Raw genomic sequence first — 4019 nt, 5'->3', positions numbered from 1 at the left:
TTCTCTCTGGAATGAGGTCACCGATGTAGCGAAGAATGCATAACCTGGGACATTTGTTATCCGAGCCGCGGCCATTTCGCTCCGGATTCCGAAACTCGTCTCGTCGGCTCAGCAACTTGACAATGCCATGTCTTCCACACCAAAATTGGCATGGTGGAAGGACAACTTACCAGTCATTCCGGGGACGGGCGCGTTGGCATTGAGGAGCAGGATCGAATGGTGCGATGTGGTGCCATCCGCCCGCACATATTTCCCGTAACCGGCCTGCGAATCCGATAGCCGAAAGTTCAGCCGATCTCTCATGAACCTGTACCCCGCCTCGTAATCCGGCGTTGCGAACACAACGTGATTGATCACTTTCGGATACGCCCGGCGGCGCCATTTGCGATGATGGTTCAACCGCCGCGTCAGCCCGGGCGCATTCACCGGATCCGGCGCGCTGACGACGGGTTTCTTGGCGAATACGCGCAACCCCATCGGTACCCCGAAGTCCGCGATAAAGTGGACGGTTCCGTCAGAGTCCCATGTCAATTCTCGGTCGCTGGCTAAGCCCCTCGCCAGACGCTCTAACGCGCTCTGGCCGTCCACGCCCCAAATAACCTCGCGAACACCGTCACCCTCGATCTGAGACGATACGAGAGCGGGGTCGTCCCTGTGCCGAATGACGACATGGCTACCCTCAGGGAGCGTGAATGCTAATCCCTCGCTGGGCTGTTCAGGATCACGAACCAGACCAAAGTCGTCAAAGAAGCGACCAACCTCCTGAACGTCCGGCACTCCGTATATCAGAGATTCAATACCGTTGATGGCCATACAACTTACCCTTTGATGATCTTGCCTTGAAAACGAGTCGGTTCAGAACGAGACAAGCGCGGCGTCGCGATATGCAGCCGACTGCTCCTCGGCAGGGTCCCGAACCGCCGACACCACCGGCTGCGATCCAGGAAAAGCTCCTGACTTGCGCCGCGACGGAGGAGGGAAATGCTACAATGTTTCACAGTCATGGCATTGCCCATCTCAACCTTCCACGCCTACAAGGTCTGCTTCATCGCCAGCTCTCCAAACGCTGCGTTTGAATTGGCGCCTTGATGTTGCCTAAAGAAAGATGGCCAGGTTCGGCGTCGCCAAACTGGCGTCAGTAAGTAATGCAACACGCTTGAGAAGCTTTACCGTGCCACCGTCAATCCGCAGCCAGTCCGTCCTGCGAAACGCAAGGACGTCGCCCTGCCCGATCGCCGCTCGCTGACGATAGATAATGACCGCGCTCTCGACCTCTAGGACGCCTTCTTGATCGATGCGATCAGTCATGACGCTACCGACCAGACGCAATGTCCGGGAGGGCGGGGTTTCACCCCAGCCTGAACTGACTGACGACCGCTTGGCCCTAACCTTGAGATTAACCTTGCCGTCGTTGATGTGGAACGAGTCGGCTCGCACCTCCCGATCGAAGTCGAGCGCCATAAGCCGCAGCGGCACGATATACCTTATCTCATCGTCGAGAAGATCTAGCCACTCGGTAAAGCGTCTTTGGTCGAGAAGTTTCGCCTCGTGAGACAAGAACCGATTGGCGATGAAGTTATCGCGCAGGTCCTGATTGTCTGCGTTGGAGAGCGCGTCTACCGTCATGCCGGCACCTCATTACGTACGTCGGAACGTAGCTGCTTCACCCATTCTCGCCAGAAGTTTTCCTGGTTAAACTCCCCGAACGTCGAGGGGAAATAGTCCCCTTTGCCTTCGTACGTCGAGTCGGGCTCGACACGCTGTTGGCCGTAATGAAGCATCACCTCCTCCTTGCGGCCCCACGGACTTCCTCCGAGCTTCGCAACACCTTCCCACACTGCCGAATCGTCCTGGTCGAACAGACCAGCGGCGCTAAAGGCCAGCTGCCCTGCCGCATAAGCTTCGCGATTGTACTCGTCTGGAAGCGCATCATAGCTGAACTGCCAGTTCCAAACTTCCATCACACCCGGTTCAACTGGCTGCCAGAGACGGAAGTTGGTGAACACCACCGGCAAGTCGCCGGCATTGGCGGGCAACGCGCCGCGCAAGTAGCTGAAATTCGGAAAGATATTGCCCGCGACCGGCGGCGCTTCTAGGAGCATCTTCTTCTGGGCATCGTCAAATCCTTCAAGATCGAATTGCTTGCGGATCTCAGGATTCAGGCCGTAGGCCCACAACCCCCCCTCGGCGCCAACCATTTCGCTCAAGCGATGCGTTATAAAGCCATGGCCGTTTTGAAACCTGTATCCGCCCCCTATCTTCAACGTATCACGCATGTCTTGGGAGATGTATTTCGTTTCGCTGACGGAAAGATGGGCTGTTGCGATATGATAAACGTCACCCGCGAAGTTTTCTGCGCCGATTTTCCAGTCGGTCCTGATGATAAACCGCTCTGGGGCACCGAGAACTTTCAGACCAGCAGGATGCAGCTTGACTATCGCGTCGAGCATCCAGCTGACATCACCAAGGTACTCACTCAGGCTCGGCCCGCTCTCGGAAAGGCAGGTGAAGATGAACCCATGATATGATTCGACCTGCGGAGCCCGCAGGAGCCCATTTTTCTTCGAGTCGAGACGCCCGCCGTACGCCTCGCGCATAGCAGGAGCACCGACGAAATCCCCATCGTTCTTGTATATCCAACCATGATACGGACATTTGAAATGGGTCGTATTGCCAGAATCCTCATGACAGACCTCGGTTCCGCGATGACGGCAATGATTAAGCAGGACATTGATGGCCCCGCCCGCGCTGCGAGTGACAATAACCTGGTCCAAGCCTACCTTGCGGAGAACGAAATCCCCTGATTTTGGTATTTCTGTTTCATGCGCAACGAAAACCCAGGCGCGGGTGAAGATGCGATCCATCTCAACCTTGAACACACGCTCGTCGCGAAAGACATGACTCGGCAGCAGTCCTTGATCAAGACCCTGTTCCACTCTATCGCAAAGATCATCTATGTACGCCTGATCAGTTAGATGGGCTACTTGATCGTAGCGAAACATTTTTAACTCTCCATGTATTGTGTTTAGTTTGATCTTGGTGTAATAAAATTCCGGTTCAACGACCCCTGATCTGCCAGAATTGTTTGCCCGGTCATCACCTTGTTCGAATGGGACGCGAGGAACATATAGGGCCACGCATAATCTTCGGCTTCCGGGAAATCGGCGATCAGCGAAAGTTCTCTGTACGCTCGAAGCAGCGTGTCTTTTGGAATGTCGGATTGTTTCTGGCCCTCTAGGCCAAGAGCGGTGGGGCCACGCAACTCGCTCTTGCCGATGGCGGTTGGAGCGACGCAATTCACTCGCACGTAGGGCGAGAATTCGAACGCGAGCTGGTGGGTGAGCGCCTTGATGGCACCCTTGGTGGCGGAATAAACGCCCCCCCCGCCGTCCGCAGCGTACGCGGCGTTCGACGATGTCAGAACGAGGGCCCCTCGTGACTCCTGCAGAAGATCGTGGAAGACTCGCGCGGCCAGCAAAGAGCCTTTGACATTGACGTCAAACAGCTCGCGAAACAGTTCGTCGATCCTGTCGAGAGCGATGTCCTTCAAAGGGACATTGCCATCCCAAATTCCCTGAAAGCACACCACTGCATCCAACTTGCCATGCCGTTCGATGATCTTATCCCGGCAGGCCACAAGATCGGAAACCTTCGAGCAATCTCCCTGCACCGCCAATATGTCCCCGAATTCCTCCCGCGCATCTTCCACCTTTTCCGCTGAGACGTCGAAGATGGTTACTTGAGCGCCCGCCTGTACAAAGCCGCGCGCGACCCCACGACCAAGGCCAGAACCCGAACCTATCAACAGCACTGAATGGTTTGCGACAAGACTCACAGACGCCACCTCTCCCGGAAGCCCCTCCCGCACCATGCCAGATACATTGCTGGAATGGGCATTGTCAAGTTGCCACAGCCGGCCGCGCCTCGATAAAATGATGAGATGACAGGTTCTCAACTTTACCGCGGTTTCCGCTACCCTCGGGAGATCATCAGCCATGTGGTGTGGCTCTACTTCCGGT

4 protein-coding genes are annotated in these 4019 nt (G+C 55.9%); all 4 read right to left on the bottom strand.

Annotated features, from left to right (window positions below; genetic code table 11):
- Positions 1-108: 108 nt before the first annotated feature.
- Entirely contained in the window at positions 109-813 is a 705-nt protein-coding gene (locus WP12_RS00360; RefSeq protein WP_052628313.1) for a VOC family protein, read from the bottom strand.
- Positions 814-1095: 282 nt separating this feature from the next.
- Positions 1096-1626, bottom strand: a complete 531-nt coding sequence (locus WP12_RS00355; protein ID WP_044663627.1) for an aromatic-ring-hydroxylating dioxygenase subunit beta — start codon at positions 1624-1626, stop codon at positions 1096-1098.
- Positions 1623-3002: an aromatic ring-hydroxylating oxygenase subunit alpha gene (locus tag WP12_RS00350; protein ID WP_046191779.1), complete on the bottom strand. Its 1380-nt coding sequence runs from the start codon at positions 3000-3002 to the stop codon at positions 1623-1625. The genes WP12_RS00355 and WP12_RS00350 overlap by 4 nt, the downstream gene beginning before the upstream one ends.
- 23 nt (positions 3003-3025) lie before the next feature.
- On the bottom strand, positions 3026-4019 hold a 994-nt coding region (locus WP12_RS00345; protein WP_235398778.1), incomplete at its 5' end, for an SDR family oxidoreductase.

This window comes from Sphingomonas sp. SRS2, from assembly GCF_000971055.1.
In the GTDB taxonomy this organism is placed as follows: Bacteria; Pseudomonadota; Alphaproteobacteria; order Sphingomonadales; family Sphingomonadaceae; genus Rhizorhabdus.
This window is presented reverse-complemented; position numbering and strand designations above follow the sequence as displayed.